Source organism: Pseudomonas sp. Irchel s3b5, assembly GCF_900187435.1.
GTDB lineage: Bacteria > Pseudomonadota > Gammaproteobacteria > Pseudomonadales > Pseudomonadaceae > Aquipseudomonas.
The window spans coordinates 217,562-232,065 of record NZ_FYDY01000009.1; the positions used below are offsets into that span (position 1 = coordinate 217,562).

Consider the following 14,504-nt stretch of genomic DNA (forward strand, 5'->3'; position numbering starts at 1 on the left):
GTTATAGGAATTCGCGGAATGTCAGGCTTGATGCAATCCTTGGGGAGCTGGCTTGCCAGCGATGACGGTGTGTCAGGCAACAAAAATGTAGGCTGATCCATCCTCATCGCTGGCAAGCCAGCTCCTACAGGGGAATGCGGTGTTGTTGAAAGTGGGGGGCGAGCGTACCCGCCCCTCATTCGTTTAAGCGTAGCTTTCGATCGACGGGCAGGCGCAGACCAGGTTGCGATCGCCGAAGACGTTGTCGACACGACCGACCGGCGGCCAGTACTTGCCTTCGATCAGCGAGGCAACCGGGTAAACGGCCTGCTCGCGGCTGTACGGGTGGGACCACTCACCGACCAGCTCTGCCGCTGTGTGCGGAGCGTTTTTCAGTGGGTTGTCTTCTTTGTCCAGGGTACCGTTTTCCACGGCGCGGATTTCTTCGCGGATGCGGATCATGGCGTCGCAGAAGCGGTCCAGTTCTTCCTTGGATTCGCTTTCGGTCGGCTCGATCATCAGCGTGCCGGCCACCGGGAACGACATGGTCGGGGCGTGGAAACCGAAATCGATCAGACGCTTGGCGACGTCATCGACGCTGATGCCGCTGCTGTCTTTCAGTGGGCGCAGATCCAGAATGCACTCGTGCGCCACCAGGCCATTGCTGCCGGTGTACAGCACTGGATAGTGCTCTTCGAGGCGACGGGAAATGTAGTTGGCATTGAGGATCGCCAGCTGCGAAGCACGCTTGAGACCCGCGCCGCCCATCATACGAATGTACATCCAGGTGATCGGCAGAATGCTCGCGCTGCCGAACGGTGCTGCGCAGACCGCGCCTTCCTTGCGCTCCATCTGGGCGTGGCCCGGCAGGAACGGAGTCAGGTGCGATTTCACGCCGATCGGGCCGACGCCCGGGCCGCCACCGCCGTGTGGGATGCAGAAGGTCTTGTGCAGGTTCAGGTGCGAGACGTCGCCGCCGAACTTGCCCGGTGCGCAGAGGCCGACCATCGCGTTCATGTTGGCGCCGTCGATGTACACCTGGCCGCCGTTGTCATGAATGATGCCGCAGATTTCGCGGATGCCTTCTTCGAACACGCCGTGGGTCGACGGGTAAGTGATCATCAAAGCAGCGAGGTGTTCGCGGTGCTCGATGGCCTTGGCGCGCAGGTCTTCGATATCAACGTTGCCACGGGCATCGCACGCGGTAACGACGACGCGCATGCCAGCCATTTGTGCGGTGGCCGGGTTGGTGCCGTGGGCCGACGACGGGATCAGGCAGATGTCGCGACGGTCTTCGCCACGGCTCTGGTGGTAAGCACGAATAGCCAGCAGACCGGCGTACTCACCCTGGGAACCGGCGTTCGGTTGCAGCGAGATCGAGTCGTAACCGGTGGCGGCGCAGAGCATCGCTTCCAGTTCATCGGTCAGTTGCTGGTAGCCGGCGCTTTGCTCGGCCGGGGCGAACGGGTGCAGGGCGCCGAATTCGGCCCAGGTCACCGGGATCATTTCGCTGGCGGCGTTGAGTTTCATGGTGCACGAACCCAGCGGGATCATGGTGCGGTCCAGGGCCAGGTCTTTGTCGGCGAGCTTGCGCAGGTAGCGCATCAGCTCGGTTTCCGAGTGGTAACGGTTGAACACCGGGTGGCTGAGGATCGGCGATTGACGCACCAGCGCGGCCGGGATCGTGCTGACCACCGAAGCGGCAAGGGCGGCGAAATCTGGCAGTGCTTTACCGTCGGCGAAGATGCCCCACAGGGTTTCAACGTCGGCCTGGGTGGTGGTTTCGTCGAGGGACAGACCCAGGCGTTCGGCGTCGACCACGCGCAGGTTGATCTGCTGGGTGCGGGCCTTTTCGTGCAGCTTGGCGGTGTTGGCGCCAGTGGCCAGGGTCAGGGTGTCGAAGAAGTTTTCTTGTTCAACGTTCAAGCCCAGCGCGTTCAAACCCTTGGCCAGGATCGCGGTCAGGTGATGCACGCGGTTGGCGATCTGAGTCAGGCCTTTCGGGCCGTGGTACACGGCGTACATGCTGGCGATGTTGGCCAGCAGCACTTGCGCGGTGCAGATGTTGGACGTGGCTTTCTCGCGGCGGATGTGTTGTTCACGAGTCTGCATGGCCAGGCGCAGGGCCGGCTTGCCGAAACGGTCCACGGACACGCCGACCAGACGGCCCGGCATGTCGCGCTTGAACGCATCTTTGGTGGAGAAGTAAGCAGCGTGCGGGCCACCAAAGCCCAGCGGCACGCCGAAGCGTTGCGCGCTGCCGATGGCCACGTCGGCGCCGAATTCACCTGGCGGGGTCAGCACGGTCAGGGCCAGCAGATCAGCGGCTACGGCGACCAGAGCGTTGGCAGCGTGGAAGCGTTCGGTCAGTTCGCGGTAGTCGAACACGTCACCGTTGCTCGCCGGGTATTGCAGCAGGGCGCCGAAGAACGCGCTGACGTCGGTCAGCTCACGCTCGTCGCCAACCACCACGTCGATGCCCAGTGGCTCGGCACGGGTGCGCAGTACGTCGAGGGTTTGCGGGTGGCAATGCGCGGAAGCGAAGAATTGGTGGCTGCCCTTGTTCTTGCTCAGGCGTTTGCAGAAGGTCATGGCTTCGGCAGCAGCGGTGGCTTCGTCGAGCAAGGAAGCGTTGGCGATCGGCAGGCCGGTGAGGTCGCTGATCAGGGTCTGGAAGTTCAGCAGCGCTTCGAGACGGCCCTGGGAAATTTCTGGCTGGTACGGGGTGTAAGCGGTGTACCAGGCCGGGTTTTCCAGCAGGTTGCGCAGGATCGGCGAAGGCGTGTGGGTGCCGTAGTAACCCTGGCCGATGTGGGTCTTGAACAGCTGGTTCTTGCTGGCGATGGACTTGATCAGAGCCAGGGCATCGGCTTCGCTCAGGCCGTCTTCCAGGCCGAGGACGCTGGTGCCTTTGATGCTGTCGGGAATGACGCTGGCGCTCAGGGCTTCCAGGGAGTCGAAGCCGAGGCTGTTGAGCATGGCTTGCTCGTCGCCGGCACGCGGGCCGATGTGACGGGCGATGAATTCGTTGGCGGTACTTACATTTACAACAGCAGGATTCACTTCAGTCATGTCTGTGCTCCTCAGGCTTCGGCTTGGGCTTTGATCAGGCGGTCGTAGGCGTCCTGATCCAGCAGTTGGGCGACTGCCGAGGCGTCGCTTGGCTGGAAGCGGAAGAACCAGCCTTCGCCCAGCGGATCTTCGTTGACCAGTTCAGGGCTGCTGTCCAGCGCCGGGTTCACTTCCAGCACTTCGCCGTCGAGCGGCATGTACACGCCGCTGGCAGCCTTTACGGATTCCACGGTGGCGGCTTCGGCGCCTTTGTCGTAGGACTGCAGCTCAGGCAGTTGTACGAAAACCACGTCGCCTAAGGCGTTTTGTGCGAAAGCGGTGATGCCGACTGTGACGCTGCCGTCAGCTTCGGTGCGCAGCCATTCGTGATCTTCAGTAAAACGCAACTCGCTCATGGAAACTCCTAAGGGGCCAGACTCGTCTGGTGGACGCGATTGAATGCTGGGGCAATGCCCTGGTTATGAGGGACTACATAGCAAGATCGCGGCCAATGTTTGTTTTTCTATTTAAATCAATGATTTATATGAATTTAGCGGTCGCGGGATTTCGATGGTTGTAGCGAAATCGATACGCCACATGTCACGGATAAAAGGCGAGGTGGATCAAAGCCTTGCAGGGCCGTGATCGGGGAGTGGTGTAGCGATATCGTTCCGCTGTAGCGCTTTCAGTACAGGTGGGGGTCGTTTTTAGACGTGATTTTCCGATGCATGGACATTCACGACCTGTAGGAGCCGGCTTGCTGGCGATCGCGATTTTGCAGACGCCATCGCCAGCAAGCCGGCTCCTACAGGTCGGTGTTCATCAGACTTTTCAGGCCTTGCCGGGAATTCCGTACTTGCGCAACCGATGGGCAATCGCGGTGTGGGAAGTTTGTAGTCGGGTCGCGAGTTGTCGGGTCGAGGGGTAGCTGGTGTACAGTTTTTCCAGCAGGGTTTTCTCAAACTCGTCCATGGCCTGTTCTAGGCTGTCGACTTCGTGGTCGCCCTGGCGAGCGACCGAGGTGCCGGCGATGTCGAGATCGCCAATGTCCACCAGGCTGCTTTCGCAAATCGCGGCGGCGCGAAAAATCACGTTCTGCAGTTGTCGCACGTTGCCTGGCCAGCGGTTGCCCAGCAGTGCCGGATACGTGCCCGGTGCCAGGCGACAGATCGGTCGCTGGATCTGCGCGCAGGCCTGCTGCATGAAGTAACGGGCCAGCAGCAAAATGTCCTGGCCGCGCTCGCGCAGGGGAGGGACTTCGACATTGAGCACGTTGAGGCGATAAAACAGGTCTTCGCGGAACAGGCCTTCACTGACCATTTTTTCCAGGTCGCGATGGGTCGCGCTGAGGATTCGCACGTTGACCTTCACCTCACGATCACCGCCCACCCGGCGAAAACTGCCGTCGTTGAGAAACCGCAGCAACTTGGCCTGCAAGTACGGCGACATTTCGCCGATCTCGTCGAGAAACACCGTGCCCTGGTTGGCCAGTTCCATCAGCCCCGGCTTGCCGCCCCGTTGCGCACCGGTGAAAGCACCGGGCGCATAGCCGAACAGTTCGCTTTCGGCGAGGTTCTCCGGCAATGCCGCACAGTTCAATGCCAGAAACGGTGAGCTGTGCCGGGCGCTGATGGCATGGCAGGCGCGGGCGACCAGTTCTTTACCGGTGCCGGTTTCACCCTGAATCAGCAGCGGCGCATCCAGTGCCGCCACCCGCTGGGCGCGCGCCTTGAGGGTGCGGATGACCGGGGATTCGCCAAGCAACGCGTCAAACCCTTCAGCATGATCGTGGTGCAACGCGGACAGGCGTTCGCCGATGCGGTTGGGTTGATACAGGGTCAGCAGGGCGCCGGCGTCGGTGATCGGCGTGGCGTCCAGCAGCAAGGTCTGGCCGTTGACGGTGATTTCCCGCAGCGGCAGGCGAAAGCCCTGTTCGAGCAGGGCGTCGAGCAAGGCCGGGTCGGCAAACAGTTCGGCGATGCTTTCACCGGCCGGTTCGCGGCCGTACAGGGCGATCAACGCGGGGTTGGCCAGCAGCACGTTGCCGTCGCTGTCCAGCGCTAGCACCGGGTCGGTCATGGCGGCGAGCAGTGCATCGAGCTGCAAGTGCCGACGCTGACCGGGCAGGATGTCGACGACCGTCACAGCTTGTACGCCACGCACGCTGAACAGCGCATCGCGCAGTTCTTCGAGGACTTGCGGGCTCAGGGTCGGGGCGTCGATGTAGACGTTGGGCGGAACCATTTCCACCGCATCCAGGTTGAGATTGCGCCCGCCGAGCAGGGCCAGGACTTCCTGGGTAATGCCGACGCGGTCGATGAAGCTGACGTGGATACGCATGGACGGTTTCGGGTTCTGCTGTGCGGAGGGTGGCAAGTATGCCTTGGTGAAGGGGTAGAGGTGAAATCCGCAGTCAGGTACAGCACCTGTAGGAGCCGGCTTGCTGGCGATTCGGACGGTGCGGTATGTCAGTAATACCGCGTTATCGTTCATCGCTGGCAAGCCAGCTCCTACAAGGGATAGGGCTTACTCGAATTTCTCGAGGTCTATCGGGTCACCGGATTTCATATTCAGTTGCTTGCGGATGTCTTCGAACATCAGGTCGTAATGTTCGTGTGTCGAACCAATAGCGATTTTTTCCTTGGGAATGCCATGTTTCTCGGCAATTTTCGTCACATTGCTGGCGAAGTTGTAGGCTTCTTCCTTGGGCAGAAAGAAGGGCTCCTTCAATTCCTTGCCCAGAATGCTGCCATGCATCGTGAACTGAATGCCTTTTTCCCCTTTGGGGTTCTTGCTGACTTCATAGTCGAGGTGGATGTTGTAGCTCACATCATCCTTGTTCAGCGCATGGCGCTCGATGTGCAAGTGACCTGGATCAAACGTTGCCATAAACACCTCTCCCTACAAGTAAGTAATGCCCCGTGTCGCGGTGCTGATGCGTGTACCCGCGACGCCCAGAATGATCGATTCGATGTCCGACAGCGAGCCGATCACTGCGATTTTTCCAGTATGGCGTGCAAATTCGCAAGCTGCCTGCACCTTCGGTCCCATGGAGCCGGCAGCGAAGCCGAGCTTTTCCAGTTCATCGGGGTGCGCCTGGGCGATGGCTTTCTGGGTGGGTTTGCCGAAGTCGATGAACGCCGCGTTGACGTCGGTGGCGATCACCAGCAGATCGGCTTCCAGCTGTTCGGCCAGCAGCGCAGAGCACAAGTCCTTGTCGATGACAGCCTCGACGCCTTCCAGTTTGCCGGGGGACGTGTACATGGTGGGAATGCCGCCGCCACCGGCGCAGATCACGATGCTGTTTTTTTCCAGCAGCCACTTGATCGGACGTATTTCGAAGATGCGTTTTGGTCTCGGGCTGGCAACCACGCGGCGATATTTGTCGCCGTCCGGGGCGATGGCCCAGCCTTTTTCAGCGGCGAGCGCTTCGGCCTCGGCTTTGGTGTAGACCGGGCCGATGGGTTTGGTGGGGTTCTTGAAGGCCGGGTCGTTGGCGTCGACTTCGACCTGGGTCAACAAGGTGGCGAACGGCACTTCGAAGTCCAGCAGGTTGCCCAGTTCCTGTTCGATGATGTAGCCGATCATGCCTTCGGTCTCGGCACCGAGCACGTCCAGCGGATAGGGCGAAACCGAGGTGTAGGCCGCCGCCTGCAATGACAGCAGACCAACCTGCGGGCCATTGCCGTGGGCGATGACCAGTTGGTTGCCGGGGTGGATCTTGGCGATCTGTTCGGTGGCGATCCGGATGTTGGCGCGCTGGTTGTCAGCGGTCATGGGTTCACCACGGCGGAGCAGGGCGTTGCCGCCCAGGGCTACGACGATACGCATGGTGCAGTCCTTCTAAACAGAGGAAAGGCAAACAACTCGATCCCCTGTAGGAGCAAGCTTGCTCGCGATAGGATCGCTGCGGTCGGTCAGAGACACCTAGGCGTAGCTATCGCAGGCAAGCCAGCTCCCACAGTGACCATGTCGTGTCAGTGGGAGCTGTATGGCTTACAGATCAGCCAGGGTCGACACCAGAATCGCCTTGATCGTGTGCATGCGGTTTTCCGCTTGCTCGAAGGCGATGCAGGCTGGCGACTCGAACACGTCATCGGTCACTTCGATGCCGTTGTTCAGGAACGGGTACTGCTCGGCAATCTGTTTGCCGATCTTGGTGTCGCAGTTGTGGAAGGCCGGCAGGCAGTGCATGAACTTGGTGCGCGGGTTGCCGGTGGCTTTCATCAGGTCGGCGTTGACCTGGTACGGCAGCAATTGCTGGATGCGCTCGGCCCAGGCTTCGACCGGTTCGCCCATCGACACCCAGACGTCGGTGTGGATGAAGTCCACGCCCTTGACCGCTTCTTTCGGGTCTTCGGTGAGGGTGATGCGAGCGCCGCTTTCTTCGCCGTACTGTTTGCAGCGGGCCACCAGATCGTCCGCCGGCCACAGGGCTTTCGGCGCGCAGATGCGCACGTCCATGCCGAGTTTGGCGCCGATCAGCAGCAGCGAGTTGCCCATGTTGTTGCGCGCATCGCCCAGGTACGCGTAGCTGATCTCGTGGATCGGCTTGTCGGCGTGTTCGCGCATGGTCAGCACGTCGGCGATCATTTGGGTCGGGTGGTATTCATCGGTCAGGCCGTTGAACACCGGGACGCCGGCGAACTTGGCCAGCTCTTCGACGATTTCCTGCTTGAAGCCACGGTACTCGATGGCGTCATACATGCGCCCGAGCACGCGGGCGGTGTCCTTCATGCTTTCCTTGTGACCGATCTGCGAAGAGTTCGGGTCGATGTAGGTGACGTTCGCGCCTTGGTCATAGGCCGCGACTTCGAAGGCGCAACGGGTGCGGGTCGAGGTCTTTTCGAAGATCAGGGCGATGTTGTTGCCCTTCAGGTGTTGCTGTTCGGTACCGGTGTACTTGGCGCGCTTGAGGTCGCGGGACAGGTCGAGCAGGTAGCGCAATTCGCGAGGGGTGTGGTGTTCCAGGCTCAGCAGATTGCGGTTGTGAATATTGAACGCCATTTTGGATCTCCTTGGGTTTGGGTAATCCCCTTGGCCGCGCGGGATACACGTCGGCCAAGGTCAACAGGTTAGTAGTCGATCGGGTCGCGGATGATCGGGCAGGTCATGCAGTGGCCACCGCCCCGTCCGCGGCCGAGTTCGCCGGCGCTGATGGTGATGACTTCCACACCGGCCTTGCGCAGCAGGGTGTTGGTGTAGGTGTTGCGGTCGTAACCGATAACCACGCCCGGCTCCAGAGCCACCACGTTGTTGCCGTCGTCCCATTGCTCGCGTTCGGCGGCGTAGCTGTTGCCACCGGTTTCCACCACGCGCAGCGCCTTGAGGTTAAGGGCCTGGGCGACGGTATCGAGGAAGCTGGTTTCTTCGCGGCGAATATCGATGCCATCCGCTTTGCTTTCATCGGGACGCAGGGTGAAGGCGACAATCTGGTTCACCACTTCCGGGAAGATCGTGACCAGGTCGCGATCGCAGAAGCTGAATACGGTGTCCAGGTGCATCGCTGCGCGGGACTTCGGCAGGCCGGCGACGATGACTTTTTCCACGGCCTTGTTTTTGAACAGGTTCACCGCCAGTTGGGCAATGGCCTGGCGCGACGAGCGCTCGCCCATGCCGATCAACACCACGCCGTTGCCGATCGGCATCACATCACCGCCTTCGAGCGTGGAGTGGCCGTGCTCCAGGTCTGGATCGCCGTACCAGATCTGGAAGTCGGCGTTGGTGAACTCGGGGTGGAACTTGTAGATGGCGGTGGCCAGCAGGGTTTCCTGACGGCGCGCCGGCCAGTACATCGGGTTGAGCGTGACACCGCCGTAGATCCAGGAGGTGGTGTCGCGGGTGAACTGGGTGTTGGGCAGCGGCGGCAGAATGAAGCTGGAGTGGCCAACAAAGTCGCGGTACATCTCGATGGCCTTGCCACCGAAACTGCTCGGCAAATCGTCGCCCGAAACGCCACCGATCAGGTAGTCGGCGACCTTGCGCGGCTCCAGGCTGCGCAGCCACGAAGCGGTTTCATTGATCAGACCCAGGCCCACCGAATTGGCGGTGATCTTGCGCTCCAGGATCCAGTCCAAAGCTTCGGGAATGGCGACGATGTCGGTCAACAGGTTGTGCATTTCCAGCACATCGATGTTGCGTTCACGCATCTTGGTGACGAAGTCGAAATGGTCACGCTTGGCCTGGGCCACCCACAGCACGTCATCGAACAGCAGTTCGTCGCAGTTGTTCGGGGTCAGCCGCTGATGGGCTAGCCCTGGCGAGCAAACCATGACTTTGCGCAGTTTGCCTGCCTCGGAATGTACGCCGTACTTTTCCATGGTCATTGCAGTGTTCCTCCAGATGACAAAGACGTGTGTTACAGGGTCAGGAAGCCGTCGTAGAGTCCGTAGGCCGCCACCAGGGCGCCCGCGACCACTGCGGCGAAAATCAGCTTCTCGATGTTGGTGAAAACCGGTTTGTTCATTTCAAACTTGGCCTTGGCGAACAGGATCACGCCGGGGGCATAGAGCAGGGCCGAGAGCAGCAGGTACTTGATGCCGCCGGCGTAGATCAGCCAGACCGCGTAGATCAGGGCCGCGGCGCCGATGAACAGGTCTTTCTTGCGTGCGGCCAGCGCGCCTTCGTAGGTTTCACCGCGCACCGCCAACAGCAGGGCGTAGGCCGCCGACCACAGGTAAGGCACCAGAATCATCGACGTGGCGAGGTAGATCAGCGACAGGTAGGTGCTGGCCGAAAACAGCGTGATCACCAGGAAGATCTGCACCATGGCGTTGGTCAGCCACAAGGCATTGACCGGTACGTGGTTGGCGTTTTCCTTGCGCAGGAAGGCCGGCATGGTGTGGTCCTTGGCGGCGGCGAACATGATCTCCGCACACAGCAGCACCCACGACAGCAACGCCCCGAGCAGCGAGATGATCAAGCCGACGCTGATCAGCACCGCGCCCCAGTGACCGACCACATGTTCCAGCACCGCAGCCATCGACGGGTTCTGCAACTTGGCCAGTTCCGGCTGAGTCATGATCCCCAGCGACAGCACGTTCACCAGCACCAGGAACAGCAGCACGGTGACGAAGCCGATGACCGTGGCTTTACCCACGTCGCTGCGTTTCTCCGCCCGGGCCGAGAAGATGCTCGCACCTTCGATGCCGATGAACACCCACACGGTGACCAGCATCATTTTGCGCACCTGGTCCATCACGCTGCCCAGGTCCGGGTTCTTGAAGCCCCAGATGTCGGCGGTGAAGATGTCCAGTTTGAAGGCGAACACCGCGATCAGCACGAACAGCACCAGCGGCACGATCTTGGCGACCGTGGTCACCAGGTTGATGAACGCCGCTTCCTTGATGCCGCGCAGCACCAGGAAGTGCACCGCCCAGAGCAGCACCGACGCACCGATCACCGCCGCTGGCGTATTACCCTCCCCGAAAATCGGGAAGAAGTAGCCCAGGGTGCTGAACAACAGGACGAAATAGCCGACGTTGCCCAGCCAGGCACTGATCCAGTAGCCCCACGCCGACGAGAAACCCATGTAGTCGCCAAACCCGGCCTTGGCGTAGGCGTAGACCCCGCCGTCGAGATTGGGTTTGCGATTGGCCAGTGTCTGGAACACAAAGGCGAGGGTGAGCATACCGACGGCCGTAATGGCCCAACCGATCAGAATGGCGCCGACATCGGCACTGGCGGCCATGTTTTGCGGCAGGGAAAAGATCCCGCCACCAATCATTGAACCAACAACCAGCGCAACCAATGCGCCGAGTTTCAGTTTTCCGGGGGATGCAGACATTGCATGGCACCAATGCAGGGGAAGAGTGGAAAGGCTAAGTCTGATGGTTATTAAATTAACTGACGTGGATCAGTGCATTGGTGTATTCAGTAATTATCGGCAGAGTGCCATTACGATTTGTCTGTAATCCGCATTCCAGAGCCTTTTTCGCATTTATCGGATAGTGTTTTTATTGGGTTTGAGTTATCGCGATAGTTCTGTTGCGCAATTTTTTGTAAATGTCTTTTGTGAAATATTCTTTTAATAAGAAAGTTGTAAGTAAAACGATTGTCGTCGATGGTTATATAGCCGTTTTGTGCGTGTAAATAGGCGGCTGGTTGGCGTTATTCAATAATCGTTATTACGCTTCACTCATTTGGATACGCACCCTGTTGCCTCCCGGAGACGCAGCCATGTCGCAAGCGCCGCAAAAACTTCGCCTGAACGCACTGATCGCGCTGGTGGTGGGATCGATGATCGGCGGCGGGATCTTTTCCCTGCCGCAGAACATGGCGGTTCAGGCCGATGCCGGTGCCATCATGATCGGTTGGGCGATCACGGCCGTGGGCATGCTGACGCTGGCGTTCGTGTTCCAGACCCTGGCCAATCGCAAGCCCGAACTGGATTCCGGTGTGTACGCCTACGCCAAGGCCGGGTTCGGCGACTACATGGGGTTTTCGTCGGCGTGGGGTTACTGGATCAGCGCCTGGCTGGGTAACGTTGGCTACTTTGTCCTGCTGTTCAGCACCCTCGGCTACTTCGTTCCGGTGTTTGGGCAGGGTAACACCCCCATCGCCATCGGCTGCGCTTCGGTGTTGTTGTGGACCGTGCATTTTGTGGTGCTGCGCGGGATCAAGGAGGCGGCGCTCATCAACCTGGTGACCACGGTGGCCAAGATCGTGCCGCTGATCATGTTCATCGTGATCGCCGCCGTGGCGTTCAAGGCTGACATCTTTACCCGGGACATCTGGGGGCATGGCAATCCGCAGTTCGGCAGCGTAATGGACCAGGTGCGGCACATGATGCTGGTCACCGTGTTCGTGTTTATCGGCATCGAAGGCGCCAGTGTGTATTCGGCGCGCGCGGAGAAACGCTCGGACGTAGGCCGGGCAACGGTCATCGGGTTTCTCGGGGTGCTGGCGCTGTTGGTGCTGGTGAACGTGTTGTCGCTGGGGATCATGACTCAGCCGGAACTGGCCAAGTTGCAGAACCCGTCACTGGCCTCGGTGCTGGAACATATCGTCGGTCGATGGGGGGCGTTGCTGATCAGCGTCGGCCTCGCGATCTCGTTGCTCGGCGCCTTGTTGTCCTGGGCGCTGCTGTGCGCCGAGATCCTCTTTGTCACGGCCAAAGACAAGACCATGCCGGCGTTTCTGACCAAGGAAAACGCCAACCATGTGCCGGTCAATGCGCTGTGGATGACCAACCTGATGATCCAGCTGTTTTTGCTGATCACGCTGTTTTCCGCCGGCACCTACACCAGCCTGATCTACCTCGCCTCGTCGATGATCCTGGTGCCGTATCTGTGGTCGGCGGCGTATGCGGTGTTGTTGAGCGGGCGCGGCGAAACCTACGAAAACTCACCGGCTGAGCGATCCAAGGATCTGTTGATCGCCGGTATCGCCCTGGGTTACGCGGTGTGGTTGTTGTACGCCGGTGGCTTGAAATATCTGCTGCTCTCGGCATTGCTGTATGCGCCCGGCGTGATCCTGTTTGCCAAAGCCCGGCATGAGCAAGGCAAGCCACTGTTCACGCTCGCAGAGAAGGGCATTTTTGCCTGCGTCATCAGCGGGGCCGGGTTGGCAGCGTATGGGTTGTACAGCGGGTTACTGAGTCTATGAAATTGTGCGGCGCTGGAAGGTGGGTCGGTGACGGCTCGACAGCTGTTGTCGCGTGCCGAGGCGTGGCGGCCTTATCGGGGTATGCGACGCAGTTGTTGTGGACCGCGTTGAGTCGGGAGGATTGAGCTGATTCCGGATCTGTGGTGAACGGTCAGGCGCTTTCGCTGGCAAGCCAGCTCCTACAATTAAACGCGGGACGTGTGCGGACAACTGTGGGAGCCGGCTTGCCGGCGAAGACTATTCGGGCATCACCACTGAGCGCGATGAGAACCCAATTGCGTCGCCGGCAATGACCACTGCAACGGCGTCCCATTGATCTTCAGCGGAACCCGCAAGCGATGCGCCGGCCCCCACGGCGTCTGCTCGATCTCCATTGCCTGATCCTTTTGATCCTCATTCCGCAACGGCTCATCGGACCCGGCCCCGGCCTCGATCAACAACTTCGCCGTTCGCGCCAAAGACAATCGCGCCGCCCCGCCAACGCCGCCGCTCAAACATTCGGCCAGCAAGCGGATCGCACTGGCCGCCATCAGATACCCGGTGGCGTGATCGAGGGCCTGCACCGGTAATGGCGTCGGCTTGTCCGCCTGCTTCCAGGTCATGCCCGCCTGCGCAATGCCTGTGCTCATCTGCACCAGGCTGTCGAAACCGCGCCGGTGCAGCCACGGACCGCTCCAGCCGTAGGCATTGAGGCAGACGTCGATCAGACTTGGGCTTAACTGCTGCCGGTAAACCGCGCCATACCCAAGGCGCTCCAGCGCATCGGCGCGGTAGCCGTGGAGCACAATGTCGGCGTCTTTGAGCAAGGCTTCGAACACGGCGCGATCCGCCTTGTCGTGAAGGTCGAGACGCGCACAGCGCTTGCCCAGGGTGACTTCGGGCACGACGCCTGGCTCATCCCATGTCGGCGGGTCGATGCGCAACACGTCGGCGCCGAGACCGGCCAGAAACCGACTGGCAATGGGCCCCGCCAACACTCGGGTCAAATCCAGCACCTTGATGCCGGCCAACGGTCGGGCAACCGAGCCTTGCCATGGCTTGACGCATTGGCTGTGGTTGCGTGTGAACTGAATCAACGGTTCAGCGTTGACTGCCATGCCTTGTGGGTGTGCGTGCCATTGATCTCGGTTGTACATTTCTGCGGCACAGCCACCGGCCTCGACGACAGCCTGCTCCAGATCGTTTTTGGTCCATTGCGCGACTTTGCCTGCCATCGCTGCTCGGTCGGCGCAGACGCCGAGCACGCGTTCCGCCGCCGCACGGTGATGGGGGGCGTTGGTGTGCAGGCGAATCCAGCCATCGCGCGCGGCGTAGTCACCGGCGACCGGGTCCCACATCGGTGGGAGGCTCCAACCTGTCGGGCGGATCGATGTCGAGAACCAGAACGACGCCAGGCGTCGGTCGACTTCAAGGTTGGGCAGGCGTCCGGTTTGCTGGTGCAGCAGTTCGCTGACAGCCTGGCCGGCAACGGCGATGCTGGCACAGGCCAGGTCGGTGACGGCGAACGCCGAGGGCAAGGCGCCGCGGGAGGTGAATGGGATCGGGGTGTGGGGCAAGCCGAGTGCGACTTGAATGGGCGTGAGCAGATCAGTCATCGAAGGCCCTCCGGGAGAGAGCCAGATATTAAATCAAAAACTTTAAAGGCCAGATGAAATCCCCCTGTAGGAGCGAGCTTGCTCGCGATAGCGGTGGATCAGGTGACATCTGCATTGCAGGTCAGTCAGCTATCGCGAGCAGGCTCGCTCCTATGTATGGACTCGCCCCCACTGTCTACCTGCTTTTTAAACACTGCTACCCGGTTGCATCTATGTATAAGGCCTATTCGAGGAAGCCATCTTTGGCTTCTGGCCAACATTGGTTGAGCTCAC

10 protein-coding genes and 1 pseudogene are annotated in these 14,504 nt (G+C 60.4%); 2 read left to right on the top strand and 9 right to left on the bottom strand.

Translation table 11 applies throughout. From position 1 onward, the window contains the following. Positions 1-183: 183 nt before the first annotated feature. The 8 genes from gcvP to arcD (CKW15_RS13340) form a co-directional block, all read right to left on the bottom strand. The gene (gene gcvP / locus CKW15_RS13305; RefSeq protein WP_095061343.1) at positions 184-3,051 is read right to left on the bottom strand and encodes an aminomethyl-transferring glycine dehydrogenase; all 2,868 of its coding nucleotides are present in this window, start codon (positions 3,049-3,051) and stop codon (positions 184-186) included. Positions 3,052-3,062: 11 nt separating this feature from the next. Beyond that, positions 3,063-3,446 carry a glycine cleavage system protein GcvH gene (gene gcvH / locus CKW15_RS13310; RefSeq protein ID WP_008047373.1) on the bottom strand — a complete coding sequence of 128 codons (384 nt, stop codon included), beginning with the start codon at positions 3,444-3,446 and terminating at the stop codon, positions 3,063-3,065. A 415-nt stretch (positions 3,447-3,861) separates the two neighbouring features. Then, a complete protein-coding gene (locus CKW15_RS13315) occupies positions 3,862-5,370 on the bottom strand; it encodes a sigma-54-dependent transcriptional regulator (protein ID WP_095061346.1) in 1,509 nt (502 codons plus the stop codon). A 186-nt stretch (positions 5,371-5,556) separates the two neighbouring features. Beyond that, entirely contained in the window at positions 5,557-5,919 is a 363-nt protein-coding gene (locus tag CKW15_RS13320) for a DUF5064 family protein (RefSeq protein WP_095061348.1), read from the bottom strand. 12 nt (positions 5,920-5,931) lie between these two features. Continuing rightward, the gene (arcC, locus tag CKW15_RS13325) at positions 5,932-6,861 is read right to left on the bottom strand and encodes a carbamate kinase (RefSeq protein WP_095061350.1); all 930 of its coding nucleotides are present in this window, start codon (positions 6,859-6,861) and stop codon (positions 5,932-5,934) included. A gap of 165 nt (positions 6,862-7,026) precedes the next feature. Then, the gene (locus tag CKW15_RS13330) at positions 7,027-8,037 is read right to left on the bottom strand and encodes an ornithine carbamoyltransferase (RefSeq protein WP_095061352.1); all 1,011 of its coding nucleotides are present in this window, start codon (positions 8,035-8,037) and stop codon (positions 7,027-7,029) included. A gap of 68 nt (positions 8,038-8,105) precedes the next feature. Beyond that, complete coding sequence (gene arcA, locus CKW15_RS13335; RefSeq protein ID WP_095061354.1) at positions 8,106-9,356, bottom strand: arginine deiminase; 1,251 nt, start codon at positions 9,354-9,356, stop codon at positions 8,106-8,108. Positions 9,357-9,388: 32 nt separating this feature from the next. Continuing rightward, positions 9,389-10,816, bottom strand: coding sequence for an arginine-ornithine antiporter (gene arcD, locus CKW15_RS13340; protein WP_095061356.1), 1,428 nt, complete (start codon positions 10,814-10,816; stop codon positions 9,389-9,391). A 392-nt stretch (positions 10,817-11,208) separates the two neighbouring features. Here arcD (CKW15_RS13340) and arcD (CKW15_RS13345) point away from each other — a divergent pair, with 392 nt between their 5' ends. Then, the gene (gene arcD / locus CKW15_RS13345; RefSeq protein ID WP_095061358.1) at positions 11,209-12,636 is read left to right on the top strand and encodes an arginine-ornithine antiporter; all 1,428 of its coding nucleotides are present in this window, start codon (positions 11,209-11,211) and stop codon (positions 12,634-12,636) included. A 6-nt stretch (positions 12,637-12,642) separates the two neighbouring features. Next, positions 12,643-12,761, top strand: a pseudogene (locus tag CKW15_RS29060) (DNA-3-methyladenine glycosylase 2 family protein); the annotation flags it as partial. Between the two features lie 123 nt (positions 12,762-12,884). Here the strand turns inward: CKW15_RS29060 and CKW15_RS13355 are convergent. Continuing rightward, positions 12,885-14,231 (bottom strand): CoA transferase, encoded by a 1,347-nt coding sequence (locus tag CKW15_RS13355; RefSeq protein WP_095061782.1) that lies wholly within the window; start codon positions 14,229-14,231, stop codon positions 12,885-12,887. Positions 14,232-14,504 lie beyond the last annotated feature (273 nt).